At 29.8% G+C, this 24,087-nt stretch carries 24 protein-coding genes; 10 read left to right on the top strand and 14 right to left on the bottom strand.

Annotation, left to right across the window (positions count from 1 at the left end; genetic code table 11):
* Positions 1 to 3 precede the first annotated feature (3 nt).
* A complete protein-coding gene (locus AMO19_RS03840) occupies positions 4 to 4,014 on the bottom strand; it encodes a magnesium chelatase subunit H (protein ID WP_075507402.1) in 4,011 nt (1,336 codons plus the stop codon).
* Positions 4,015 to 4,115: 101 nt separating this feature from the next.
* Here AMO19_RS03840 and dapB point away from each other — a divergent pair, with 101 nt between their 5' ends.
* Genes dapB through AMO19_RS03810 form a run of 6 tightly spaced genes read left to right on the top strand, consistent with a single transcriptional unit; the run spans position 4,116 to position 8,139 of the window.
* Positions 4,116 to 4,964, top strand: a complete 849-nt coding sequence (gene dapB, locus AMO19_RS03835) for a 4-hydroxy-tetrahydrodipicolinate reductase (RefSeq protein WP_075507401.1) — start codon at positions 4,116 to 4,118, stop codon at positions 4,962 to 4,964.
* A 1-nt stretch (position 4,965) separates the two neighbouring features.
* Complete coding sequence (locus tag AMO19_RS03830) at positions 4,966 to 5,607, top strand: hypothetical protein (protein WP_075507400.1); 642 nt, start codon at positions 4,966 to 4,968, stop codon at positions 5,605 to 5,607.
* A gap of 19 nt (positions 5,608 to 5,626) precedes the next feature.
* Complete coding sequence (locus AMO19_RS03825; protein ID WP_075507399.1) at positions 5,627 to 6,781, top strand: FAD-dependent monooxygenase; 1,155 nt, start codon at positions 5,627 to 5,629, stop codon at positions 6,779 to 6,781.
* Positions 6,782 to 6,786: 5 nt separating this feature from the next.
* Complete coding sequence (locus AMO19_RS03820) at positions 6,787 to 6,984, top strand: DUF2949 domain-containing protein (RefSeq protein ID WP_075507398.1); 198 nt, start codon at positions 6,787 to 6,789, stop codon at positions 6,982 to 6,984.
* A 29-nt stretch (positions 6,985 to 7,013) separates the two neighbouring features.
* Positions 7,014 to 7,547: a DUF3038 domain-containing protein gene (locus AMO19_RS03815; protein WP_306452418.1), complete on the top strand. Its 534-nt coding sequence runs from the start codon at positions 7,014 to 7,016 to the stop codon at positions 7,545 to 7,547.
* Between the two features lies 1 nt (position 7,548).
* Complete coding sequence (locus AMO19_RS03810) at positions 7,549 to 8,139, top strand: DUF4335 domain-containing protein (protein ID WP_179850505.1); 591 nt, start codon at positions 7,549 to 7,551, stop codon at positions 8,137 to 8,139.
* Between the two features lie 459 nt (positions 8,140 to 8,598).
* On the opposite strand, the gene AMO19_RS08515 is transcribed toward AMO19_RS03810, so the two are convergent.
* Both AMO19_RS08515 and mfd read right to left on the bottom strand, forming a co-directional pair.
* Entirely contained in the window at positions 8,599 to 8,760 is a 162-nt protein-coding gene (locus AMO19_RS08515; RefSeq protein WP_179850504.1) for a hypothetical protein, read from the bottom strand.
* Positions 8,761 to 8,832: 72 nt separating this feature from the next.
* Entirely contained in the window at positions 8,833 to 12,342 is a 3,510-nt protein-coding gene (gene mfd / locus AMO19_RS03800; protein ID WP_075507395.1) for a transcription-repair coupling factor, read from the bottom strand.
* Between the two features lie 74 nt (positions 12,343 to 12,416).
* Between mfd and AMO19_RS03795 the strand changes: the two genes are divergently transcribed.
* Complete coding sequence (locus tag AMO19_RS03795; RefSeq protein WP_075507394.1) at positions 12,417 to 13,127, top strand: TerC family protein; 711 nt, start codon at positions 12,417 to 12,419, stop codon at positions 13,125 to 13,127.
* Here the strand turns inward: AMO19_RS03795 and fmt are convergent.
* The 10 genes from fmt to AMO19_RS03745 all read right to left on the bottom strand — a co-directional run bounded on the left by fmt (position 13,124) and on the right by AMO19_RS03745 (position 22,584).
* Positions 13,124 to 14,110: a methionyl-tRNA formyltransferase gene (gene fmt / locus AMO19_RS03790; RefSeq protein ID WP_075507393.1), complete on the bottom strand. Its 987-nt coding sequence runs from the start codon at positions 14,108 to 14,110 to the stop codon at positions 13,124 to 13,126. The genes AMO19_RS03795 and fmt overlap by 4 nt on opposite strands.
* A complete protein-coding gene (locus AMO19_RS03785; protein ID WP_075507392.1) occupies positions 14,107 to 15,459 on the bottom strand; it encodes a TldD/PmbA family protein in 1,353 nt (450 codons plus the stop codon). Before AMO19_RS03785 ends, fmt begins: the two co-directional genes overlap by 4 nt.
* 3 nt (positions 15,460 to 15,462) lie before the next feature.
* Entirely contained in the window at positions 15,463 to 16,887 is a 1,425-nt protein-coding gene (locus AMO19_RS03780) for a TldD/PmbA family protein (RefSeq protein ID WP_075507391.1), read from the bottom strand.
* Between the two features lie 30 nt (positions 16,888 to 16,917).
* The gene (gene acsF / locus AMO19_RS03775) at positions 16,918 to 18,090 is read right to left on the bottom strand and encodes a magnesium-protoporphyrin IX monomethyl ester (oxidative) cyclase (RefSeq protein ID WP_075507390.1); all 1,173 of its coding nucleotides are present in this window, start codon (positions 18,088 to 18,090) and stop codon (positions 16,918 to 16,920) included.
* A gap of 79 nt (positions 18,091 to 18,169) precedes the next feature.
* The gene (locus AMO19_RS03770) at positions 18,170 to 18,736 is read right to left on the bottom strand and encodes a DUF2996 domain-containing protein (RefSeq protein WP_075507389.1); all 567 of its coding nucleotides are present in this window, start codon (positions 18,734 to 18,736) and stop codon (positions 18,170 to 18,172) included.
* 59 nt (positions 18,737 to 18,795) lie between these two features.
* On the bottom strand, positions 18,796 to 19,239 hold the full coding sequence (locus AMO19_RS03765; RefSeq protein ID WP_075507388.1) for a LapA family protein: 444 nt from the start codon (positions 19,237 to 19,239) through the stop codon (positions 18,796 to 18,798).
* 67 nt (positions 19,240 to 19,306) lie between these two features.
* Positions 19,307 to 21,529, bottom strand: coding sequence for an RNB domain-containing ribonuclease (locus tag AMO19_RS03760; RefSeq protein WP_075507387.1), 2,223 nt, complete (start codon positions 21,527 to 21,529; stop codon positions 19,307 to 19,309).
* 96 nt (positions 21,530 to 21,625) lie between these two features.
* Positions 21,626 to 21,913: a TMEM165/GDT1 family protein gene (locus tag AMO19_RS03755; protein WP_075507386.1), complete on the bottom strand. Its 288-nt coding sequence runs from the start codon at positions 21,911 to 21,913 to the stop codon at positions 21,626 to 21,628.
* Positions 21,914 to 22,240 carry a TMEM165/GDT1 family protein gene (locus AMO19_RS03750; protein WP_025938398.1) on the bottom strand — a complete coding sequence of 109 codons (327 nt, stop codon included), beginning with the start codon at positions 22,238 to 22,240 and terminating at the stop codon, positions 21,914 to 21,916. It abuts the gene before it with no gap.
* Positions 22,237 to 22,584 carry a YkgJ family cysteine cluster protein gene (locus AMO19_RS03745; protein WP_075507385.1) on the bottom strand — a complete coding sequence of 116 codons (348 nt, stop codon included), beginning with the start codon at positions 22,582 to 22,584 and terminating at the stop codon, positions 22,237 to 22,239. Before AMO19_RS03745 ends, AMO19_RS03750 begins: the two co-directional genes overlap by 4 nt.
* A gap of 82 nt (positions 22,585 to 22,666) precedes the next feature.
* Here AMO19_RS03745 and psb30 point away from each other — a divergent pair, with 82 nt between their 5' ends.
* From psb30 to AMO19_RS03735, 3 genes are read left to right on the top strand one after another with little or no spacing between them, the layout of a single operon-like run.
* Positions 22,667 to 22,744: a photosystem II reaction center protein Ycf12/Psb30 gene (psb30, locus tag AMO19_RS08855; protein WP_144010216.1), complete on the top strand. Its 78-nt coding sequence runs from the start codon at positions 22,667 to 22,669 to the stop codon at positions 22,742 to 22,744.
* A 14-nt stretch (positions 22,745 to 22,758) separates the two neighbouring features.
* Positions 22,759 to 23,520, top strand: coding sequence for an HAD-IA family hydrolase (locus AMO19_RS03740; RefSeq protein ID WP_075507384.1), 762 nt, complete (start codon positions 22,759 to 22,761; stop codon positions 23,518 to 23,520).
* Positions 23,507 to 23,833 (top strand): DUF565 domain-containing protein, encoded by a 327-nt coding sequence (locus tag AMO19_RS03735; RefSeq protein WP_075507383.1) that lies wholly within the window; start codon positions 23,507 to 23,509, stop codon positions 23,831 to 23,833. Before AMO19_RS03740 ends, AMO19_RS03735 begins: the two co-directional genes overlap by 14 nt.
* Positions 23,834 to 23,836: 3 nt before the next feature.
* Here AMO19_RS03735 and rpmF read toward each other — a convergent pair whose 3' ends face one another.
* Entirely contained in the window at positions 23,837 to 24,007 is a 171-nt protein-coding gene (gene rpmF / locus AMO19_RS03730) for a 50S ribosomal protein L32 (protein ID WP_002805281.1), read from the bottom strand.
* Positions 24,008 to 24,087: the final 80 nt, after the last annotated feature.

Raw genomic sequence — 24,087 nt, 5'->3', positions numbered from 1 at the left:
TTATTATTCTTTAACTCCTTCGATTTTATCCTCTACCTCTTGGTATAGTTCTTTCAACTGTTCTATATTCTCATCTGAAGTTTCCCAATATCCCCTACCATTGACTTCTAGCAATGTTCCAACAATTCGTCTGAAACTATTAGGATTAAGATCCATTAATCTTTTCCTCATCTCCTCATCATTTATAAATGTTTCATTGGTTTCTTCATATACAAAATTATCTACTTGACCACTTGTCGCACTCCAACCAAGAGTATAATTAAGTCTGTTTGAAAGCTCTCTAACTCCTTCGTAGCCAGATTTGAGCATACCTTCATACCATTTAGGATTTAAAAGTTTTGTTCTTGAGTCTAATCTAATAGTTTCTCCAAGTGTTCTAACTTGAGCATTAGAAGTGGTTGTATCCGCTATGTAGCTACTTGGTTCTTTACCGTCATCTCTTAATGTCTTGATCAATTTTGTTGGATCCGAATCAAAATAATGACTTACATCTGTTAATGAAATCTCTGAAGAATCAAGGTTTTGAAAAGTAACATCTGCTGTTTTCATTACTGACTCAAATACTTCTCTTTTTTGATTCATCTCACCTGGATTATCGGCATTAAAAGCATATGTTTTGCGTGATAAATACATTTCTTGTAATTCATTCTCTTCCTCCCATGTTGAATTTTCCACCGCTAAATTAACATTTGAACTGTAACTTCCACTTGCATTAGAGAATACTCTCGCTGAAGCTTCTCTGATAGAGGTGCCTTCTTTTTCTGCTTGTTCTTGTGAATGTTTTCTTACAAAATTAGATTCCAATGGTTCATCAGCTTCAGCTGCTAATTTGACTGCTTGATCTATTAATGCCATTTGATTGATAAATAGATCCCTAAATACTCCTGAACAATTAACTACTACATCTATTCTTGGCCTCCCTAATTCTTCTAAAGGGATCAATTCTAGTTTGTTAATTCTTCCAACAGAATCTGGTTTTGGTTTTACCCCAACAAACCATAAAATTTGTGCCAGTGATTCTCCGTAAGTTTTGATGTTATCAGTACCCCATAAAACACAAGCTATTGTTTCAGGCCAAGTTCCTTGCTCTTCCTTTTGTCTTTCAATTAATTTGTCAACAACAGACTTTGCTGCAGCTACTGCTGCTGTAGTTGGGATTGATTGAGGATCAAGTGCATGGATATTTTTACCACTGGGCAAAACACCTGGATTTCTTATAGGATCTCCACCTGGTCCAGGTAAAACATAATTTCCATCAAGTGCTTTAATGAGGCTATCCATTTCTTTGTCTGCGCATACCTGTTCCAGACAGAAAAGTAAGTAATCAAATAATTTATTTAATTCTTTCTGATTAACTTCATTAAACCCACTTAATCTACAAACTCTTAGCCAAGGGGTAGGTAGATTTATACCAAAAACTTTAAGTAAATCGAAAAGTTTGGAAAGAAGTGATTTTTCTAAATAAACTCTGCCATCAACAATTTTTAAAGAGTTGACCATCGCAAAAATAGACTCTCTTGCTGTCTTTATGATTTTTTCATTTAACTCAACAAATTTAAGTTCACCTTTATTATTACCATCATAAATTTGTTCAATAGTTAGACCGATGGATTCTGCGAGTAATCCAGGAAGAGATCTTAATTCTTCTTGTTCTCTCTCTAAAGATGCAATATTTACAAGTGTTGCAACAGCTTCTTCTGCTGTTGGAGCTTCTCCAATAGTATGAAGACCGCAAGGTAACAATCTGCTTTCAATTTCCATCAACTGTTTATAGACATTACCAACAAATAAATCTCTTTCATCTATTGATAGTTCTTCTACGTCTTTTGAAGGAAGCTCTACATCTTTGTCAAGGTTACATTGTTTAGAAGTCTCAACTATTGCATTAACAATTTGAATACCCCTGCTATTTTCTCTTAATTGTTGATAAGAACCAACTAGTTCACTTAGTTCTTTAAGTCCTTTGTAGAGTCCTGCATTTTCCGCTGGAGGAGTCAGATAACTAATAGTTGAGGCATATCCTCTTCTCTTCGCAATTGTTGCTTCAGAAGGATTATTTGCAGCATAGTAATACAAATTAGGCAATGATCCAATAAGAGAATCCGGATAACAAGTTTCACTCATGCCCATCTGCTTACCAGGCATAAATTCAAGTGAGCCGTGAGTTCCAAAATGAAGAACGGCATCCGCTCCCCAGATTTTTTCTACATACGTGTAATAAGCAGCAAAACCATGATGAGGACTAGCACTTCTTGAATAGAGCAATCTCATGGGATCACCTTCATAACCGAATGTAGGTTGAACTCCTATAAAAACATTTCCAAAATGTTTTCCATAGATAAGAAGATTTTGGCCATCACTATTGAGGTTCCCTGGAGGTTTACCCCAATTCTCTTCAAGTCTTTGTGAATATGGTGTGAACTCTTCGTATTCTTTAACTGTCATCCTATGAGCAATATTTAACTCTGGAGAGCCATCCATCGCTTCAGGGTTATTAATTACTTTTTCCATTAATTCTCTTGAATTACTTGGAAGTTCATCTATTTGATATCCTTTCGATTTCATTTCAAGAAGTACTCTATAAATTGAACCAAAAACATTCAAGTATGCTGCCGTACCGACATTTCCTTTGTCTGGTGGAAAACTAAATACAGTGATGGCTAATTTTTTATCCTTTCTTTGCTTAACTCTTAAAGTTGACCATTTTATTGCTCTTTCAGCTATTACATCAACTCGATCTTGGAGCGTGTGCGCTTTACCTGTAGCATCATCCCGACCTGAGAGAATAATAGGTTCAATAGCACCATCAAGCTCTGGAATCGCAATCTGAAGTGCTACCTGAACAGGGTGTAGACCTAAATCACTATCTTCCCATTCTTGTGTGGTTTGGAAAACTAATGGAAGTGCAACCATATAAGGTCTGTTTAACCTTTTTAGGGCTTCAATAGCTTTAGGATGATCTTGTCTTGCTGGCCCACCAACTAGTGCAAATCCTGTTAGAGATACAACTCCATCGACTATAGGTTGATCCTTATTTATGGAATCATAATAAAATTCATTAACTGGTTTAGAAAAATCTAGACCCCCACAGAAGATAGGTAGAACTCTCGCACCTCTATATTCCAATTCTTGAATAACAGCAACATAATGAGCATCATCTCCCGTAACGATATGACTCCTTTGAAGCACTAAACCTATTGTTGGAGTTTTGTCATCTTTTGGGTTTATATCTTTTCTATTATTTTCCCAATTTTGATATTCTTTAAGACTTTCAAACATGCAAGGAGCAAGAGGATGCCAAATTCCTAAATCTGGGAATGTTTCAGGGTCTTGAATTTTGAATTCTTCTATTTGATCTTTAATGATCTCTGAAACAGCGTATTTTTCAGAAATCATTAACAAGAAGTTTTTTAAATTCTCAGTAGTCCCACCTAACCAGTACTGAAAACTCAGAATAAATGTTCTAGCATCTTGAGCTTTTTCTACTGGTAGATATTTGAGTATTGAAGGTAATGTATTTAATAACTTCAACATTGAATCTTGGAAACTTGCTCCATCAGATTCTTTTTTCTTTTTTATTAAATCTCCAATAATACTTTTAGATTGACCAAGTTGGGCCATACTAAATGAACCCAGCTTATTTAATCTCATTACCTCTGGCATGGAGGGGAAAACAATTGATGCTTTAAGTTTGTCTTTAAATGGAGATACTGCATCAACCACTTTTTGTGCAAGGTCTTCTATGAAAATTAGAGAAGCAACGAATATATCTGCATTAGCTATATCTTCTTTAAAATCTTCAAAATTACTATCATTCCTAAGTTCTTCGATAAGATAGCCGCTAAGATCTATACCTATTGGCCCATTCATCTTATTTATTGACTTTGCAGCTTCCGTTAGGGAATTTTGGTATTGTGGCTCAAGGACAACATAAACTGCTTTTATTACAACTTTGTGTTTGTTATCCTCAACAGGAGATACTCTGCGGTTTGCTGAGCGGACCTGCGTAAACATTGATTTTCTTAAGTATTTCTACCAGCCTACGAATGAAAAGACGTTATTGTGTGCAATATAAATAGCGTGTAACAACCTTTAAAAAAAAATTTTTTAAAAAAATGATTGAAAATTCTAAAAAACCCATACCAGTACTAGTATCCGGAGCTTTAGGCAGAATGGGTAGCGAGGTTGTTAATTCTGTATTAAATTCTACAGATTGTGAACTTGTTGCAGCAATCGACATAAACAAAAAGAACAATGGCTCAAATATTTCTGAATTATTAAAGGTAAAAAAATGTGATGTATTTGTTTCAAATGATTTTGAAGGAACCTTATGTTCTGTTAGTCAAAATTATAGAAATGAAAAAATCAAACCTGTGCTGGTTGATTTCACACATCCTGATTCTGTATATGAAAATACCAGATCAGCCATTGCATATGGTGTATCACCAGTAGTAGGAACAACAGGTCTAAGCCCTTCGCAAATACAAGATTTGTCTGTTTTTGCTCAGAAAGCATCAGTTGGTTGTGCAATAATTCCTAATTTTTCAGTAGGTATGGTTCTTCTTCAGCAGGCAGCATCGGTAGCTGCAAAGTTTTATGACAATATTGAATTAATAGAGATGCATCATAATCAAAAAGCTGATTCTCCTAGTGGGACGTGTATCAAAACTGCAGAAATGATTGAAGAATATCCAAAGAAATTTAATCAGAATTTAGTAAAAGAGTCTGAATCATTAAAAGGTGTAAGGGGTGGGCTCAGAGATTCAGGAATTAATATACATTCTGTACGATTACCAGGATTACTCGCTCATCAGTTAGTAATTATGGGATCTCCAGGTGAAACTTACACAATTAAGCATGACACTATTGATAGAAAAGCATATATGCCAGGAGTTTTACAGGCTATTAAAAAAATTGGTAATTATGAAACCTTAGTTTACGGACTTGAAAAATTGATTTTTTAAAATGTTAATTCCAATTAATTCAAGTCAAATTTCAAAACTTGTTCCTGCAGTTGGTACAGGAAGTCAATTTAAGTACGCGTTGGGTAATCCGAGAAAAATTCTTCAAAGAGTAATAGTTTCTTCAATTGGTGGATTTATCTCACTAATAATAAGTTCGACTGGAGATCAAACTAATAATTTCTGGTTATTCCTCTGTGTGGGTTTCTTTTTGTATATCATCTGGGGCCCAATTCTTGAATCAAGTAGGAAAAATTTGCAATTAAGAAAATATAAATTTTTTTCTATATTTGATGGCTATGTATCAGATATCTATAAAACAGAAAAGATTGAAAGTTCAAGAGAACAATCTAATAGGCAAGGTCGATTAGAAGTTATCGAAAACAAAAGGACTTGGTTAGTACTTGAATTAGAAGATGAAGATGGTTATTTAGAAAAATTAAGTTTTCCTATGGAAAATAAGCACAGCCAAATTAGAGTCGGTTCGAGTATTAGATGTTTAATAACATCTGATAACCGCAATTTTGACAGAGATTTTTATTTGACCGATGCTTGGCTTCCTGAAATTAACCTATGGGTTGGTGAGTATCCTTATTTATTAAGACCAGCATTTGAGGAAATTTGCTATATTTATTTGAATAGATAGTTGATGCTTATATAATCTCATGAAATATAAATTCAATTTTAAAATTGTTGGATCAGGTCCCACAGGTTTATTACTTTCAATTGCACTTTCAAAATTTGATTGCAATATTTTTTTAACTGATTTATTAACAAAAGATAGATTAATTGATAAAGATAAAACTTATGCAATTACTCACTCAACAAGAAAAATCTTATCTAAATTTAGACTTTGGGAAAAATTAGAACCATTTTTATTTGGCTTTGATACCCTTTCAATTTCAGATAGTGTAACTACTGCTTTTACCAATTTATCAACTTCTGACTTAGATGATGATATAAGTTCTGCTGAAAATATAGGCTGGGTAGTTAAACATTCGGATCTCATGAACGTATTTTTTCAAGAGATTGAAAATTATGAAAATATTTTTTTTATGACTCCAAAGAGATTGTTACGTAAAAAAATATTATTTGATTATCAATTCTTTTCAACAGGAGCAAAATCACTTGATAAAAAATCTTTAGATTTTGTTGATATAAAAAAATCTTATAATCAGTCTTGTTTAACTTTTAAAGTTTCTCTTAGAGGTCATTGTGAAAAGTGTGCTTATGAAATTTTTAGAAAAGAAGGCCCACTAGCATTATTACCTTTAGAAAAAAACTTATATCAAGTAATTTGGACTTCAAGTACATTAAAGGCAATTGAAAGATTAAATTCTGACAAGAATTTTATTATGGATAATTTATCAACAATCTTGCCAGATGAATTTAAGTTGGACCAAATAATTGGTGAATTTAATATATTTCCTGTTTCATTATCCTTAAATTTACCAATTTTAAATTTAAAAAAATTAGTTTTTGTAGGAGATGCATTTCATACATTTCATCCCGTTGGTGGTCAGGGTCTAAATACTTGTTGGAGAGATGTTAATACTATTTATAATCTTTTTAATAAAAATTCTGCTATCACTAAAACGCAATTGATATTATTTAAATTTAAGTATTTTTCTAACAGGATTTTAGACATTATCGTCACTATCTTTATAACTGACTCATTGATATCAATTTTTGCAAATAGAAACGTTTTTTTGTTTCCAATAAGGAAATTTTCATTTTTACTTTTAAATAAATTTCTTTTTACAAGAAAATTAATCTTAAATCAAATGACTAAATCTCTCATTTACTCAAGTATTAAATAGAATTCATGAATAATTATGTATCTAAAGAAATGATTTTATATTTATTTAATGAATTAGGTTTAGAGCCGTCTTCTATTGAACTTGGTATAAAATTATCTAAAAAAAATAACACCCCATTACCAATATTATTATGGAGTTATGGAATGCTAACTATTGATGAGCTTGATAAGTTATATTCATTTTTATTTAAAAAAATGGATTAATAATTCTGTTATAATTTCTTGTAACTCTAATAAAGAAAATTACAGTTTTAACTAGCGGAAAACAGGTATCAAGAAGATCTATAGAGAAGCTTGATTTATTATTATTAATACTAGAAACTATTGACTTAAATGGTATTCAATCTCTTTATGCCTTATCGAATAGCCTTAATTTAAATAATGTACTACCAAATAAAGTAACTATTTGGAAATTAAGGAACAATAATCCATTGAGAAAATCTTATGTTACTAACAATATTAAACTTAACGAGTTCGATGCCTTAACAAGAATTACAGTTGAAATGTCTAAATATTTATATCCTTATATCAGAGAGATACTGAAATCTAAAGAAGGTATTGAAGAGAATTCAATTATTTGGAATGATTTTAATAAGAGATTTATTGAGTTAATAAAAGAGAGATTTAATGTAGATAGTATGAGAGTGAAAAAGCTTTTAAATCAACCTGAAAATGATGAGATTATAATAAAATCTTTGCTTATTTTATCTTTTTGCATTTCAAATCAGGGTTATCAAAAGTTGAAGAATTTTTTATACGATCTTTAATATGATGCAAAATAAATTGTCATTTCATCAATCTTCAGCAAGTCTAGAAATAATCGGGTTGCCAGATTATTCCAATAATGAAAAAAAAGATCAAATATCTATAATTTCTCAGTGGAAATTAACTATAGTTGATAAACCACTTATTGAAGGCAAAGTTGAACATTTAGGTCCTATTATGGATGCTTTTTATATTTATTCAAATCTTTTAATAAAAAACGATATTCCAATATATGAGTCTAAATTAATCGATATAAAAGCCGATAATCTCCACATACATAATATTGTTCTTAAGAGCTCTAAACCAAATGTAAAGCCTTTAGTTTTAAAGATTGGTAATTCATTGCTTTCAGATACCATAAATTGTTTTGATCAGTTAAATGAGTCGCCAAAAGTAAGAATAAAAAAAACAGATATATCCACTAACATTCCTAAAAAATTAAGATTTGGTTTAAATAAAAAAGTTAAATTTTTAAATTTCTTTATTCCACCATTTATCGCAATTTGCTCTTTAATTTTATTCTCTTCTTCTTTTATTTATTTTTATAGTCCTTTTGAAAATATAGAAAAAAAAGAACAAGTAAATCCAGAATAAAGATGCATTAGCATGTTAGATACAAACACGATACTATAGGTTAATTTCTTTTCAGAGTAATTCAAACTTATACTTTGAGGTTTGATGTATGGCAGATTTAAACATCCCAAATTTGAATATTAAATCTGATAAATATATTTTTAAAAAAAAATTAAATTTAAGAAGAAAATCTAAAAAGCGATTGTTTACTGAATCTTTCTTTTTATTTATTTTGAGTTTTTTACTAATATTTATTAATTATTTAATCCCTAATAAAAATTTGCTTTTACAAAATTTACCATCGACATTAAATAAATCTTTTTTATTATTGATTGATCTATTTTCATATCTCTTTGAAATATTATTGGTGATTTTTATATTTGTATCTTCTTTTACTGCTCTTATTTTAATTTTAGGTTCCTTTAATAGGTTATTTAAAGTCTATAAGAGAAAGTCAAAACAAATAGCTTATAAATAATTTCAAATAGGTTGCATTAAACCACCACTTCCTGAATCAGAGTCGTCATCATCATTTTCTGTTTCTTCTCCAAATAATGCAAATATGCCTAGTAAAATTGATGAAAGAATAATTGATAAGGGTAAAATCGAAGTTTGGATTCCGACGTCTATATATTCACCCATAAAATAAATAAATTTTTATAAACCTAACCGAAATCAAACTGTTTCGCGGATTTTAAATAATTATTTAATAATTTATTCTCTTTTAATAAGTTCTTTATCGAAATTTTTTATTTCTCTCTCAAAAGAGCTGAACCACAAAATTAGTTGATCAATTTGATTTTGAATTTCAGTTGCACCTAAACCCCTTATAGTGATGGTAGAAAATTGTTCGCCTTCACTAAAATTAAATTTATTTTGAACACTACTTGCTAAAGAATTTTTAAGGATTTTAAAAGTAGAATTTTTTAATTTTGTTTCAATCAAGATGTTTGGCTTTTTGAGCTTGATCTTATTAAAACCACATTTTTTAGCTAGTAATTTTAGTCTCATTATCAAAATTAGGGACTCAACAGGTTTGGGTAAGTTTCCATATCTATTTACCCAGTCTGTAGCTAATTCAGTTAATTCATCATTATTTGAACATTCAGTTGCAGATTTGTAAGCCTCAAGCTTCTCTTCTCTGTTTAATATCCATGTTGCAGGTATAAATGCATTTATTGGCAGATCAATTTGAGTGTCGTTAACTTCAGGTATTTCTTGCCCGCTGATTTCTGAAATAGCCTCATGGAGCATTTCTATATATAAATCATATCCAATAGCATTAACCTTTCCACTTTGTTCTTCTCCTAGTAAAGTACCAACACCTCTTATTTCCATATCTTTCATTGCAAGTTGATATCCACTACCCAGTTCTGAAAAGTCTTTTATCGCTTTCAATCTTTGTTTTGCAGCATCATTAATTTTATTTATATTTGGATAAAATAACCAAGCATGTGCTTGTACACCGCTTCTCCCAACTCTTCCTCTAAGTTGATAAAGTTGTGAAAGGCCAAATTTGTGAGAATCTTCAATAATAATTGTATTTACTTTAGGGATGTCTAATCCACTTTCAATTATCGTTGTGCAAATCATTAGATCTACTTCTCCATTATTAAAAGCAATCATTGCATTTTCAAGATCTGTTTCATTCATTTGCCCATGAGCAACAATAAATTTTAAGCTGGGAAACATATTTTTTAATTTGTTTACAGCTTGATCTATATCAGAAATTCTTGGAAGAACATAAAAAATTTGACCTCCCCTATCAAGTTCTTGATTAATTGCAGTTCTTATAACATCCATATCTATTTCAGATAAATATGTTTTTATTGATCTTCTTGATGGTGGAGGAGTATTTAGTAAGCTCATTTGTCTTAGTCCAGATAAGCTCATGTAAAGAGTTCTTGGAATTGGAGTTGCCGAGAGAGTTAGAACGTCTATGTTGGTTTTGATTTTTTTTATTTTCTCCTTTTGCCTTACTCCAAATCTTTGTTCTTCATCAATAACTAGTAGTCCTAAGTTTTTAATTTCTATTTCTTTTCCTAAAATTTGGTGTGTTGCTACAACTAAATCAATTTTGTTATTTTTCAAACCTGCATAGATTTCCTTTCTTTCATTAACGGTTTTGAATCTATTAAGCAGTGATACTTTTATTGGGTAAGGTGAAAATCTATTATTTATTGTTCTCCAATGTTGCTGAGCTAGGATTGTTGTGGGTGCCAGTAATATTACCTGTTTGCCTGATGTAATAGCCTTAAAAATAGCCCTAACAGCTACTTCTGTTTTTCCAAACCCTACATCTCCACAAACTAACCTGTCCATTGGCTTATCGCTCTCCATATCAGATTTTATTTCTTCTACAGCAGTAATTTGGTCAGGTGTTGGTTGATAAGGGAATGATTCCTCTAATTCATCTTGCCAAGGACCATCTTCTGGGTAAATATAACCCTTTAATTGTTCTCTTTTTGCATAAAGTTTTAAAATATCAACAGCAACTTTTTTGATTTGTTTCTTATTTTTTTCTTTAATTTTTTCCCATTCTGTCCCTCCTAATTTATTTATTTTCGGCTTTATTTTTCCGTTTGATCTATATCTGTTAACACTACCAAGTTGATCAGCGGCAACACTTATCTTCCCATCTTGATACTGAATGACTAAGTAATCTCTTGAATCTCCAGTTATATTTATTTTTTCTATTTTTAAAAATTTTCCTATTCCATGATTTTTATGAACTATAAAATCACCGGGACTAATCTTATTTACATTTATATTTGAATTGACACTTCTTTTTTTTCTTCTTATGAATACATTATTAAAAAGAGATTGTTGTGAATATAATTCTTTATCTGTTATCAGGACAACTTTCCATATCGGAAGATAAAAGCCCTCGATTTCATAATTGTTCTTATTTTTTAAAATTAAAGGAGTTGAATTATTAATTGACTCAAATGCTTTATCAATATCATTAGGATTGTTTAAGAAGTTTGTATTACATTCGTGCTCAAAAAGTAAAGTCCTTGTTCTCAATGGTTGTGCTGATAATATCCATACTTTTTCATTATTTTTTATATTTTTATTTATATCATTTGATAGCTTTCCTATATTTTTAGAGTATGAATTTAATCTTTTATCGTTTAACAAAAACCTATTATTAATATTGACTTTAGATTCAAATTCATAAAATTTTATTAAATTAAAATTTCCTAGTGAATTTAATATTTCGTCAAACTTTAAATGCAAATTAGGTTTTGCTTCTAAATAAATGTCATTATTTTTGAGGTTTTCATTTAATTCATACGCACAATTATCAAAATTGCTTTCTGAATCTAGATACCAATTATTAGCAAATTTTTTACAATCTTCTAATTCATCAATAACTAGAATTGTTTCCCTATTTATAAAATCTATTATGTTTGAGGGCGCTCTTTCAATTATTCCTAAATAACGATCAAGATTATTTTTATTTGTATCTTCTGAATTAAAAATACCGCGTTTAGATAAATTATTTAACTTATCTTTTATTAGCAAATCAAATCCAGCCTGTATTATTTCAATATTATTGATACTTTCTAATGTTTTCTGTGTTTGGGGATCATACTCTCTTATTTTCTCAATTACATTATCAAAAAATTCTAATCTTATAGGAAACTCATTATTAACTGGATAAATATCTATTATTTCTCCTCTCCTACTCCAGAATCCTTCTGTTGAAGTTACATTATCCTTCGTATAGCCCAGCAAAGTAAGTTTATTTGCTAATTCTTGAATCTCGATTTGAATCCCTTTTTGCAAATCTAACTTGTTTTCAATTAATAGGTTTTTATTTATTAGATGAGGTTGTAGTGATCTCTCAGTTGATATAACAATATTAAGTTCATTTTTCTCTTTTTTTATTAATTTAGATAAAACAGTAAGCTGACTAAATTCAATCTCTTTGGATTTATTAATTGATGAGTATGGTAGATGTTCTGTTGGAGGATAATATAAAACTGCTTTATCGTTTATACTTTCAAAATAACCAATCCATTTGTAGGCAATTTCTACATTAGGACAAATTAATAATATATTTTTTTCCTCTTTTTTTGCGATGCTATCTAATATTATTGATTTTGCATATCTACTTGAACCAACAATATTTAATTCATTATTTTTTGAAATTCTTTTTATTAATTCATAAGTGATTTGTGAGTTCGAAATATAATCAATTAAAGTATTTAAACTCATTTATAGCTTTCAATCTTGATTACAAATATCGGGTATATTATATTAGATTTTATACTGATTGTGAATAATATTTGATGGATTCAGCCGCAATAAATTCTTTTATACCCACACTAGATCAGGTAGACAGTTGGTACGAAATCTTTACACTTTTACCAATATTAATTGCTCTAGAATTATTATTATCGGCAGATAATGCTGTAGCACTAGCTTCTCTTACTAAATCCCTCGATAGTTCAGAATTAAGGTCAAGAGCGTTAAATATTGGTATAACAATATCTTTATTATTTAGAATTATTCTAATCATATTATCTAATGTTCTTCTAAAATTTATTCTCATTAGAGTTTTTGCTGGTTTTTATTTAATATATTTATTCTTCTCGAATGTTTTTTTAAATTCAGATATAGAAAACGCGGAGAATGGAACAGATAATAAAAAAAATAATTTTAAGTTTTTAAGAGTTGTAGCCCTTCTTTCTATTACTGATTTTGCTTTTTCCATAGATAGTATCACTACTGCAGTAGCTATAAGTGATCAATACATATTAATTATGTTTGGAGCAGTGATTGGAGTATTAGCTTTAAGATTTACATCGGGGATTTTTCTAAAACTTCTGGATATATTTTCTAGATTAGAAACAGCCGGTTACGTAGCAATTTTAATAGTTGGGATTAAACTTTTACTTAATACCTTAATTAAAGAATCTATTCTTCCAGACTATTATTTTTATTTTTTGATTCTTTTTGCTTTCATTTGGGGATTCTCTAAAAAAGAATCTAAAACTTAATCTGAGAGATATTCTCCTGCTGATGGCTTTAACTGTTGAATCAATTGCTTTTTGCTAGAAATATTTTTGCCTTCAAGTTTTGCTTCTAACAAAATAATCGGATCAGTTTTAGTTGAAATTATAATTCCTTCATTTTCTATTACAGCAAGAATAATACCTGGTCTTGAATAATTACTCTTGAAAAGGTATTTTTCATTTTTAATTTTATCACTAGTCAAAACTTTGATTTTAAGTATTTTAAGGTTCTTACCTCTAAAAGTTGTATTTGCCCGTGGGTATAATGCTTTTATTTTTTGAGAAATTTTAATTGCCTCATTACCCCAATCAACTTTAAAATCTGATTTTTCAATCATTCTTGCGTATGTAATTTCTCTTCCAAGGGTATTTTGTTTTGTTAATTGAGAAATAGTATTTTTATTAATATTTTCTTCTAGTAGTGATGTGGCATTTAAAAATAATTTTGCAGATAAAGTACTAAGTTTTTCCGAAAGTGTATTTAAATTATCGTCATTATCGATTTTAATTTTTTCTTCCAATAATAAGTCACCAGTATCTAGTCCCTCATTCATTTTCATAATTCCTACACCAGTGAATTCATCGCCTTTTATTAGGGACCATTGGATTGGGGCAGCACCACGCCATCTTGGAAGTAATGAAGCATGTGCGTTCCAACAACCAAATTTTGGGATTTCCAATATCTCTTTGGGTAATATCTTCCCGTAAGCTATAACAATAAATAAATCACAAGATAATGATTTAAGTTCATTTATAAAATGTATATTGTCCCTAATTTTTGCTGGAGTATAAATTTTTATAGATTCTTGCTCGGCAAAGCTTTTTACAGGTGAGGATATTAATTTATTCCCCCTAGATCTTTTCTTATCTGGTTGGCTAACTACTGCAATTACCTCGTGCTTAGATTTAATAAAAATATCAAGGCTCGCAATTGAATATTCAGGTGTTCCCCAGAATATAATTCTCACTCGTCACCAGTTATTGATAATTCATCTACCCATATATGTGGAGAAATCCCACTTGTTGTTACCTCCTGTTTTGATTCAATATTTACTATATTTTTCAAAAGATATTTGATATCCCCAGCTACAGTGGCAGATTCTATTGAGATTTTTTTACCGTTTTTATAGAGCCATCCATCAAATGGAAGTGAGAATGAACCTTGACTTGCTCTGACACCTGCATGGATTGCATTTAGTTCTTCAATATAAACAAATTCTCCCTCATAAGTAGAGTGATCTAATGATGTTTTTAGATCAGAGTTTTCCTTTGATTTCTCTACTACTATCCAATCGGGAGATACTGAGACTTTTGATCCTAGTCCAGCGTGGCCTGTGGGAATTGTTTTAAATATTCTTGCAGTTGATTCAGAATGTATAAAATTTTCAATTCTCCCTTTGTTTATTAAACATAATCTTTTGGTAGGAGTTCCCTCTCCATCAAATGGTGATGAAGAAATATTCTTTTCGTGAAGACCATCATCATAAATATTAAGTGCTTCTGTAGATAGCTTCTCTCCAATAGAGTTTTTATTAGATAAGCTTACTCCATCTAAAATGCTTCTAGCATTAAACATTGAGCTAAAGGCATTAATGATTGTCAAAAAAGACTCTGGGGAAAAACATATTAAATATTTATCAGTTTTAATAGACGAATAATTTAAATGAGAAATTGTTTTATTTGCAGCATCTTTAATACACGACTCTATATCTATATCTTCAATTCCATATCCAAGTTTTACAGAACCTGAGCTACGAGGCTTCTTATTTTTCTCTTCTGCTCTTGCATATAAATAAAGTGCAGCTTGACTTTTGGTATAACTGCGAAAGGCACCATCACTATTTGCATAAACTCTCTCATAAAAACTCTCAGATAAACCATTATATGGAACAGATTTTATGGATTCATGGCTTTTTAATAATTTAACTTCTGCTTCTCTTAAAAGTGTAAGTAATTTTTTAATTCCAACAGGATTTCTTTTTTTTGTATCCTTAACTTCAATAGGATCCTTCGCAAGTGGTGAGAATTCTGGTCTTTCATTCTTGTTGCCAAAATCAGATGCAATATTTGCTTGATTTAGAGCTTTTTTAATGCCAGATTCACTGATATCACTAGTTGTTGTAATACCCACTAAATTAGATTCGTTCCAAACTCTTAAAGTTAAAATTTGCTTTTGTGTTGCCTTTAGTTGTTTAGCTTCACCTTTATCTACTTGCACAGAATAATCATTAGAAAAGCTTGCACCATAATCCCATTTTTTAAGATTTAGTAAATCTGCGGCTTTGGAGATTTTAGTTGTAATTTCTCTTGAATTCATATCCTATCTTCCGCCAACAGTAATTGAATCAACTTTAATGTGAGGTTGGCCAACAGTTACATTGACACTTCCACTAATGGATCCACAGAATCCAGGAGCCAATTCTAGGTCATTACCGCACATTGATATTTTTGGCATAACTTCTTTTGCCTCACCAATCAAAGTTGCTCCCTTTACTGGATTAGTTAATTTTCCGTTTTTAATAAGATATCCTTCTTCTACTGCAAAATTAAATTGTCCTGTAGCACCTACACTGCCTCCGCCCATTGATTTGCAGTAAAGTCCATCGCTAATACTATTGATTAAATCCTCTTTCGAGTGTTCACCTTTAGCTATATAAGTATTTCTCATTCTTGAAGCTGCAGCAAAGGAATAATTTTGTCTTCTTCCACTCCCTGTCCTTTTATGGCCAGTTCTTAATTCACCAGCTCTATCTGATATGAATTTTTTTAAAATTCCATTTTTTATAAGAACTGATTTTTCTGGTTCCATACCTTCATCATCTACTGATAATGAACCAAAGGATCCTTCTGATATCCCTTCATCAATTGCTGTTACAGATTCATGTGCAATTTTTTCGTTCAATTTATTCTCAAATGGTGTTGTTCCTCTTTCTATTTGAGTAGTTTCAAGTAAATGACCGCAGGCTTCGTGGAATATAACGCCACCAAATTTATTAGCTAATACAACAGGCATTTGTCCAGCATCAACATAATCTGCGTACAACATATTCATTGAACTTTCAAACACCTCATTAGCTGCTTTTTCGTGATCCCATAATCTGAATTCATTAGGCATTCCTGACGATCCAAATCTTCTACTTCCACTAGATCTATATTGGGCATCACTAGCAATTACATTGAGTCCAACTGTTTGATGCAACCTGATATCTGTGACATAGGTTCCATCGCTAGAAGCTATAATTACTTCTTGTAAATTTCTTGAATAACTTCCTTTTCTAGTTATTATTTTATTGTTCTTTTTTAGAGACTTTGTGCTGACTAGTAGTTTTTCACTTATCTCATGAATTGATGGGACTTCATTAATCCATTTTTTTTTAAATAAACTATAGTCCCTGTGTTCATTTAAACCGTTAAATGCGTCTCCTTTTTTGTTATTTGTTATGTCTAACATCTCAATAGCCTGAGATACCGATCTCATCAAGCCATGCTTTGTTAAATCATTTGTACTTACGAATCCATCCTTTTTTCCTTTAAAGATCCTAATACCAGCACCCCTTCCAAATGATGGACTTACACTTGTAATAAAATCTTCTTCAGCTAAAACACTTGAGTTATCGGTATTTTCTATAAATATTTCCACAAAATCGGCCCCCAGTCCAATCCCATAGAAAATTATTTCTTCTAATAAATCTTTATTGCAACTACCAAAAACAATTTCATTTGATTTGATTTGTGACGAAAGCATTTGAGTCTATAATTCTTCTCTGAATAAAGATTATCTAATCGAAGGTTGGAAATCTTTGCTATCAAGAGGTTTTAATAAGTATAGTCTCAATAACTGGTAACCGTTTGATAAATATTTAGGTAATTTTTTAAAAGTTTTAGATAATGTATTTTCCTCACTGTTTGCAATATCGGAAAGAACCTTATTATTTTCTACTATTTTATCTAATCTTCCGTAAAAAGATTTATCATAAACGTCCAATACTACAGGAAAAACTCTAGCAGAAGTTTCATTAGTTTTATTAATAACATACTGGTCGTAATCTTTAGCATCTAATCCTAGAGAAGCATAGAAATTCTTTTTGATCCCCAGATCCCTTGCATACATAGTTGCAAATACAGCAAGTAAGAAAAACCTAGACCATAATTTGGATGTTAATGGAAGATTGTTCAAAAAGTATCTAAATCTATGGAAATAGTCAAATAGTGGATGTGTAAAGGTAGAGCCACCTATAGTAATTTTTTGGCTTAATGATTTAACGGTGCGTGGTTGTGCTTTCATTAATGCGTCAAAAAAGTCACCATGCCTATTTTCATCTTGACACCAGTTCTCAAAGTAATTAAAAAGTGGAAAAATCTTGCTATTTGGATTTTTTTCTAGATGCCTATAAATTGCGATATATCTCCAATAGCCTATTTTTTCGGATAAATAAGTAGCGTAAAAAATACTTCTTGGTGGGAAATAAGTGTAATCTTTATTGGCTGTTAAAAAACCTAAATCTAACTGAAGTCCAAAGTCACTCATTGATTTATTTAAAAAACCTGCATGTCTAGCTTCATCTCTGGCCATATGAGCAAAACACTCAGCAAGTAGAGGGTTTTTGACTTTAATTCTCTTACTAAGTTCCTTATATAGTAAAAAACCTGAAAATTCTGAAGTACAACTTCCCTCGAGAAAATCAACAAAAAGCTCTCTTGTCTCAGGATCTAATTTTTCTGCAGCGCCTTCAAATTCACTATTTCTTACAAAATGATGTCTATTGTAATCTTTCCTAAATTCCTCACATATAGCTTCCAATTCCTCCTCGTTTATTGATAAATCCATATTTTCCATAGCTTCAAAGTCTGTTGTATAGAATCTAGGGGACAAAATTGTTTCTTTTGCTGGTATCTTTCCATTATTAATATCTTTTTTATTTTTTGATTCAACAGTTGATTGAGCCATTTTTTATTCGTTTATTAATACTATTATTTACTATTATTTGTATTTTCGAGGAAAAAGTTAACTTGGTGTTATTCTTTTTCTAATTAACTCCTATTAACTTTTGCCCATTCAATCTTTGAAGGACTCTTGAAATAATTAGTTTTAGGGTTATTCTTTTTTCGTCAATAAGAAAAGATTCAATAATACTTGGTTTTTGATTAGGTTTTGATAAAGAAATACTTTTTAATGAACTAATGTCATCCTTCTCAAAGGATAACCAAAAGTTACATGTATCTTTAATTTCACAATTTATTACCCAACATTTATCTCCAGCAATAGGTCTATTTGTGTTAGTGAGGTTAATATTGTTTATTTCGAATCCTCTTTGATTAATTTCCTCAGTAAGTGAAGGGATTAGGTGCAAGTTAATAAATTCTTGGAAAGGCTTTTTCTCTACTGGGAGTTCTTTTTTGGGTTTTGTTATAGGTTTTTCGGAAGTATTAATTTCATTTTTTATAACAACTTTAGAAGCAGAATCACCATTATTTACATCCATATTGATATCTTTATCTGATTTAGGCTCTTTTATTTCCTCAGAGTTTGATTTAGTAGTGTTGTCAAATATTTCTTTATTTACTCCATTATTTTTGTCTAAATTTTCTTCCATAAAAAAAACTATTTGTTCTATTATAAATTAAAAAAACATTTTTTAATTAATTTATTTTTCTACCAATCATTAGCAGCATTATCCCAGTCATCTTTAATATCTTGATTTGAATAACTTTGATCTTTTTTAAAATTATTATCATTCATATTTTTGATTACTCTGTAATTAACAGAAATTGTTGGTTGAGTTTCTCTAATATCTCTTTGTGGCGGCATCTCAACGTTTGGTTCTATTTCTTCCTCATTACTTTTAGATACAAAATCATCCTCCACATTTTCGAAAGTATTTTTTCTGAAACTAGTACTATTAATTGTTGTATTCAATAAAGTGCTTACAAATAAACCAGAAAAAAACGAAATACTGATTAACTTACCTATACTTACTTCTTGGAGGGTCCATATAAAGTATCTAAATGAAGTCTTCTGATTATTATTTGTATATAATAAAATTTGAAAGATAATTATTAAAAAAAGAGTTAAAAGTAAATATTTTTTCTTAAACATAATTATAAAAAGTTATCATAAATTTTTTTTGGTTAATATTTCCATAATATATTTTGTGAAAATTTATTTATGTTAATTCTAAGTCAATTTGATATTTAAGAATATCGACTTTTATTATTTTTACTTCTATTGCATCTCCAACTTTATATGATTTTTTTGATTTTCTTCCAATCAATAAATTTTGCCTTGACCTGTATTCATACCAATCATTATTAAGAGTGCTTACGTGTACTAAACCCTCTACATTTAGTTCTGATATCTCAACAAAGAAACCATATGTTTGCACTGATAAAATAAACCCACTATAAATATTACCTAGTAATTTTTCTGCTTTTCTAACTTTTTTTATATTTATCATATTAGATCTATATTGGTTAACTTTGTACTTGAATTCATTAAGTTTATCCATAACAAACTTGTTAAATAATATTTCTAAATTTTTTGAAATTGATGAATTAAATATATCCCAATTTACTAATTCTAATGAATTACTCTCAGATATATTAATTTCTTTTATATTATTTTTCTTAGATTTCTTGCCATTTATTATCATATTAAAAATACTGTACTGGTTTATAAGATTTGTGAAGTCAAATCCAGGAATTGTCCATGGAGTAATAAATAATTTTTCTGATTCATCATTATCAGGATCTTTAGATATCAACCTTATTTCATTGTCCTTAAATTCATTAATTAGAAGTTTATGTAAGATTCTTTTTTTATTATCGTCGTCAATTAATTTAATTACTTGACTAAATGTCAAATTGCCATCTTCATTAAGCTCTACATCATTATCAATAAATTCTGAATATTTGATAATTTCATTAGCATTAACGTAATCTATTCCATTTGAAATGTATCCTGCACTTTTTAAGCCATATTGATTTGAATGTTTGAACCATATTAAATTAGCTTCATATAGTATTGGTGAAAGGTAAGTTTGGCAATCTTTTTTATTTAATGATTCAAAATATCCTTTTGAATAATCAGCTGGATTGTGAATAAAAAATTCTTCTAGTGCTTCAATATTATTAAGTGGCGCAGGAATTTCAACCTTACCCTTCAATAGATGTTTTTGTCTTAATGAACATGATATTTCAAGTATTTTATCTAAATCGTCGATATATTCCTTTATAGGTTTTAACACCCGAGAGGTTATCCTTGATTTACTTTTTCTAGATAGAAGCGCGTCAGTATGATCACTTCCAACAATAAGAGTGCATTTTACTAAAGTAAGATGAAATGACCAATCAATTATTTCATTAGCACTATTTAAATTCACACAGAGGCTTATTGCTTCATTATTTTCACCAATTTTAAATTCAGAATCATTTCTTATGGCTTCACCAAGGTAGTTTTGCCAATCATTTAATAAGGGTAATGATTCAAAGCCTTTGAATAATATTTCTAGAGATTTTTTACTATTTAGATCTACTCTTTCTGCAAGATTATTTGTATGTATCCATAATTTAGTATTTTTATTTTTTCCATGCTCTATTTGAATCATTGGGAGCATTGGAGAATTATTAGAATTCCAACTTTTGAATAAATAAGAGTTTTTATCTGTAAGATCTATCCTTTCTCTTTGTTCTGTTTTTTTTGATTCAATACGATGTAAATCGTATGATTTAACGATATTGCTTTTAGATAAAACAAAGTCCGTATCATAGTCCTCATTATTGTTTAGTTTTAGTTCTTGTATCACATGACCTAGTCCTTCTTCTTGACCAATGGGGAACCTATCAATCTCAACTTTTACTATATTCTTATTGTCTGGATTGAAAGTGTATTTTTTATTCTCTTTAGGAAGTTTAATTTTGGAAAGGATCCTATCGTCTATTGAGATTGCATATACGTCATTGTTTATTACTTCTACTTTAGAAAGAAGTATTTGATTTGATCTTTCAAGAATACAATCAACTATTCCTTCAGGTGATCTTCTTCTATATCCCTCTTTTATTATTCTTACTAAAACTTTATCTCCATTCCATGCATAGTTAAGTAGATTTTCTTTAATGTAGATATCTTCTTTGTCTTTTCCCCTTACAGCAAAGCAATAGCCTTTGCTACTACATCTTATTTTGGCTACAAGATGATCATTATCCTTTATGCAAGTATATTCATCATTTTCATTTTTATTAATTATTTCAAGTTTTTCTAGAGCTGTTAAAGCAATATCTAATTTATCCTTATCAGATTTCTTTGTTATTTTTAATAATCTGCATAATTTTTTATATTCTAACCCTTCTGATTGATTAAGATTATCAATTATTGAAGATGATGTGAACATGATCTAAATGAAATTATAAATTAATTTAGGGATATATACTTCATTATTACACCTTATTATCCAAGCTTAAAACTAATTATTTTCTTTCTCTTCTTTTTATTCTTTTTCGATTGTGAAAGAGTTGATTAAAAGCCTTATACCAATGATGAAAAATGTAATGGACGCTATTAACTTTAGAACTACTTCTGGTAAAAAACTTGAAATAGAACCACCTGTTAAAGCTCCAAGTAAACTTGCAAAAACAAGTGCTGAAGAAGATCCTAGAAAAACTGCCAATGGTTTATTTGAAGTGCCACTTATAGTTAAAGTAGCTAGTTGAGTTTTGTCACCTAATTCAGCTATGAAAACGGTTAGAAATGTTGATAGTAATAAACTTAAAACCATTTATAAATAATTTTTGAATGTTTCATAAGCTAAAAATATACTTATCAATATCATTAAAGTACCAGTAGATAAAGCAAATTTGCTAGGAGATATTTTTTTTGATACCCATTTACCAATAAGAACTCCTACTATGCTAGAGCTTATTAATGCTAGAGAACTTCCAAGAAAAACAATTATTGGCCTTCCCGATTCAGCAGAAAGCATTAATGTGGCTATCTGAGTTTTATCGCCAAGTTCAGCGATAAAAATTGTTGTAAAAGTCGTTATAAATATTGAAAAAAAACTTTTTTCTAGATTGTTTTCTTTTTTTTCTAATTTACTATTCATTTTCCTGAAACAGCAATTTTAAAAGTTTTCATCTCTTCACTTTGGTATCCATAATTTGATGAAATATGTTGTTTGCAGCAATCTATTAAAAATTTATCACCAGATTTCAAATATCCTTTAAATGAAGTTGAAAATTCACTTACCCGGCAAAAATGAGGTCTTGTTTCATAAATTAAGCATTTTTTATTTTCTCTGTCCAGGTTTTTACACCAACCGTCTTTAGCCGTCATCGAATTTATCAAAGCTATATCTTCTTTGTTAAGTTTGTTAGCCAAATCACTTCTTTCGTTCAAGTCAAATTTACAACAAGCTCCACAATTTTCTATACATGTCCATGATTTCATAATTTAATTCAATCTTGTTACGTATCAGTACAGTTGCGTCATTTATTTGTAAAAATAGTATCACAAAACATATTCATTAATCATGGCAACACTTATTCCATTAGCTGTAGTTGCGTTGGCAGGGCCAGCAATAATTGCTCTTGTTTTTTATCGTAAATAAAAAAATTCTTTTTGGTGACGTATCTCGAGGGCGTTTATTGGGATTTAGATGGTACAATCGCAAATACTGAATTAGAGGCTCATTTACCTGCTTTTAATAATGCTTTCAATGACCTCGGTATTAATTGGAATTGGGACACTAATAAATATATAAAACTTCTGAAGATAAATGGGGGCAAAAATAGGATTGCTTATTATGCTAAATCGAATAATGATGATTTCCCAGAAGATTTAATTCTCAAAATTCATGAAACTAAGCAGTTTCATTATTTAGAAATTATAAAAAAAAATGTCGTTAGTTTAAAAACTGGTGTTTTTAGATTAATAAATGAATTACATAAAAAAAAAGTAAGACAATTTATTGTCACTTCAAGTTCAAGAAGCCAAGTCAATCTACTTGTTGAATTTCTTTTTAATGGCTTCAACCCTTTTGAGTTCATTATTTCAAGCGAAGACGTTGAATTAAAAAAACCAAATCCATTACCATATTTAAAGGCAATCCAATTAAGTGGTATAAATACAAACAACTCAATTGTTTTTGAAGACTCCAATCCAGGATTGAAATCTTCCCTGGCAGCAAACTTGCCTACAATTTTTGTTCCTTCAAATATTCCTATTGTTCTTGAGGAAAATATTAAATTAGATTGTATTTTAGATAGTCTTGGTGATGAGAATAATATGGCAAATGTAATTAAAGGACCTAAACTAAAAAAATCATATGTCGACTATAGCTTTCTAAGTGATTATTTAGTGTCTTTTAGTAATGCAAAAAACTAATTTTTCAAAAATTACCTACCAGTTAAATAATTTATTTTTTGGTTTTATAAGTGATACTTGGAGGACAAAATCTATTGGTCTAATTTCTGTTTTGACAGGTTATTTTTTGTTCGCAAATTTTCTTACAAAATTTATCTCTGAAGGTAAAAATGAGTTGATTATGGTACCAATAATAATTGTTTTTATTGAAATCATCATAAGAATCAAACCTGCCGCAAGTTCAAAATTTTATTATCTATGGACCGTAGTTGATAAATTAAGAATTGGTGCAATTTATGCCGTTATACTTGAGGCATTTAAATTAGGATCTTAAAAGCTATTCTTCTTCTTCTTCTTCAATAGGATAAACAAATCCTTGAGCTTTCCCAGTTAAGACTGATTTACCTAAAGATATAGCTTTTTGAGCTGCTATTGCTGCTTTCCCTTTCCAGACAGCGTGCCTTTGGTTCCTTTTGCTCTTTGATTTTTTCTTCTTTGGTACAGCCATTCTGTTTCTTTATTTCCATATAATAATATAACCTTTAACTGGTTATCTCCAAAACTTTTGAGTATATTTTGTTTATATAC

It is taken from the genome of Prochlorococcus marinus (assembly GCF_001180245.1).
Classification (GTDB): Bacteria; Cyanobacteriota; Cyanobacteriia; order PCC-6307; family Cyanobiaceae; genus Prochlorococcus_A; species Prochlorococcus_A marinus_F.
The sequence above is the reverse complement of the archived record's forward strand: the minus strand, read 5'-3'. Positions and strand labels throughout refer to the sequence as shown.

Bases quoted from the DNA above. Each gene is read 5' to 3' on its own strand.
- rpmF (WP_002805281.1), bottom strand. From the start codon at position 24,007: ATGGCTGTACCAAAGAAGAAAAAATCAAAGAGCAAAAGGAACCAAAGG.
- AMO19_RS03795 (WP_075507394.1), top strand. From the start codon at position 12,417: ATGGATTCAGCCGCAATAAATTCTTTTATACCCACACTAGATCAGGTA.
- AMO19_RS03825 (WP_075507399.1), top strand. From the start codon at position 5,627: ATGAAATATAAATTCAATTTTAAAATTGTTGGATCAGGTCCCACAGGT.
- AMO19_RS03765 (WP_075507388.1), bottom strand. From the start codon at position 19,239: ATGTTTAAGAAAAAATATTTACTTTTAACTCTTTTTTTAATAATTATC.
- AMO19_RS03810 (WP_179850505.1), top strand. From the start codon at position 7,549: ATGATGCAAAATAAATTGTCATTTCATCAATCTTCAGCAAGTCTAGAA.
- AMO19_RS08515 (WP_179850504.1), bottom strand. From the start codon at position 8,760: ATGGGTGAATATATAGACGTCGGAATCCAAACTTCGATTTTACCCTTA.
- mfd (WP_075507395.1), bottom strand. From the start codon at position 12,342: ATGAGTTTAAATACTTTAATTGATTATATTTCGAACTCACAAATCACT.
- AMO19_RS03755 (WP_075507386.1), bottom strand. From the start codon at position 21,913: ATGGTTTTAAGTTTATTACTATCAACATTTCTAACCGTTTTCATAGCT.
- AMO19_RS03780 (WP_075507391.1), bottom strand. From the start codon at position 16,887: ATGCTTTCGTCACAAATCAAATCAAATGAAATTGTTTTTGGTAGTTGC.
- AMO19_RS03750 (WP_025938398.1), bottom strand. From the start codon at position 22,240: ATGAATAGTAAATTAGAAAAAAAAGAAAACAATCTAGAAAAAAGTTTT.
- dapB (WP_075507401.1), top strand. From the start codon at position 4,116: ATGATTGAAAATTCTAAAAAACCCATACCAGTACTAGTATCCGGAGCT.
- AMO19_RS03840 (WP_075507402.1), bottom strand. From the start codon at position 4,014: ATGTTTACGCAGGTCCGCTCAGCAAACCGCAGAGTATCTCCTGTTGAG.
- AMO19_RS03785 (WP_075507392.1), bottom strand. From the start codon at position 15,459: ATGAATTCAAGAGAAATTACAACTAAAATCTCCAAAGCCGCAGATTTA.
- psb30 (WP_144010216.1), top strand. From the start codon at position 22,667: ATGGCAACACTTATTCCATTAGCTGTAGTTGCGTTGGCAGGGCCAGCA.
- AMO19_RS03760 (WP_075507387.1), bottom strand. From the start codon at position 21,529: ATGTTCACATCATCTTCAATAATTGATAATCTTAATCAATCAGAAGGG.
- AMO19_RS03735 (WP_075507383.1), top strand. From the start codon at position 23,507: ATGCAAAAAACTAATTTTTCAAAAATTACCTACCAGTTAAATAATTTA.
- AMO19_RS03820 (WP_075507398.1), top strand. From the start codon at position 6,787: ATGAATAATTATGTATCTAAAGAAATGATTTTATATTTATTTAATGAA.
- acsF (WP_075507390.1), bottom strand. From the start codon at position 18,090: ATGGCTCAATCAACTGTTGAATCAAAAAATAAAAAAGATATTAATAAT.
- AMO19_RS03745 (WP_075507385.1), bottom strand. From the start codon at position 22,584: ATGAAATCATGGACATGTATAGAAAATTGTGGAGCTTGTTGTAAATTT.
- AMO19_RS03770 (WP_075507389.1), bottom strand. From the start codon at position 18,736: ATGGAAGAAAATTTAGACAAAAATAATGGAGTAAATAAAGAAATATTT.
- AMO19_RS03830 (WP_075507400.1), top strand. From the start codon at position 4,966: ATGTTAATTCCAATTAATTCAAGTCAAATTTCAAAACTTGTTCCTGCA.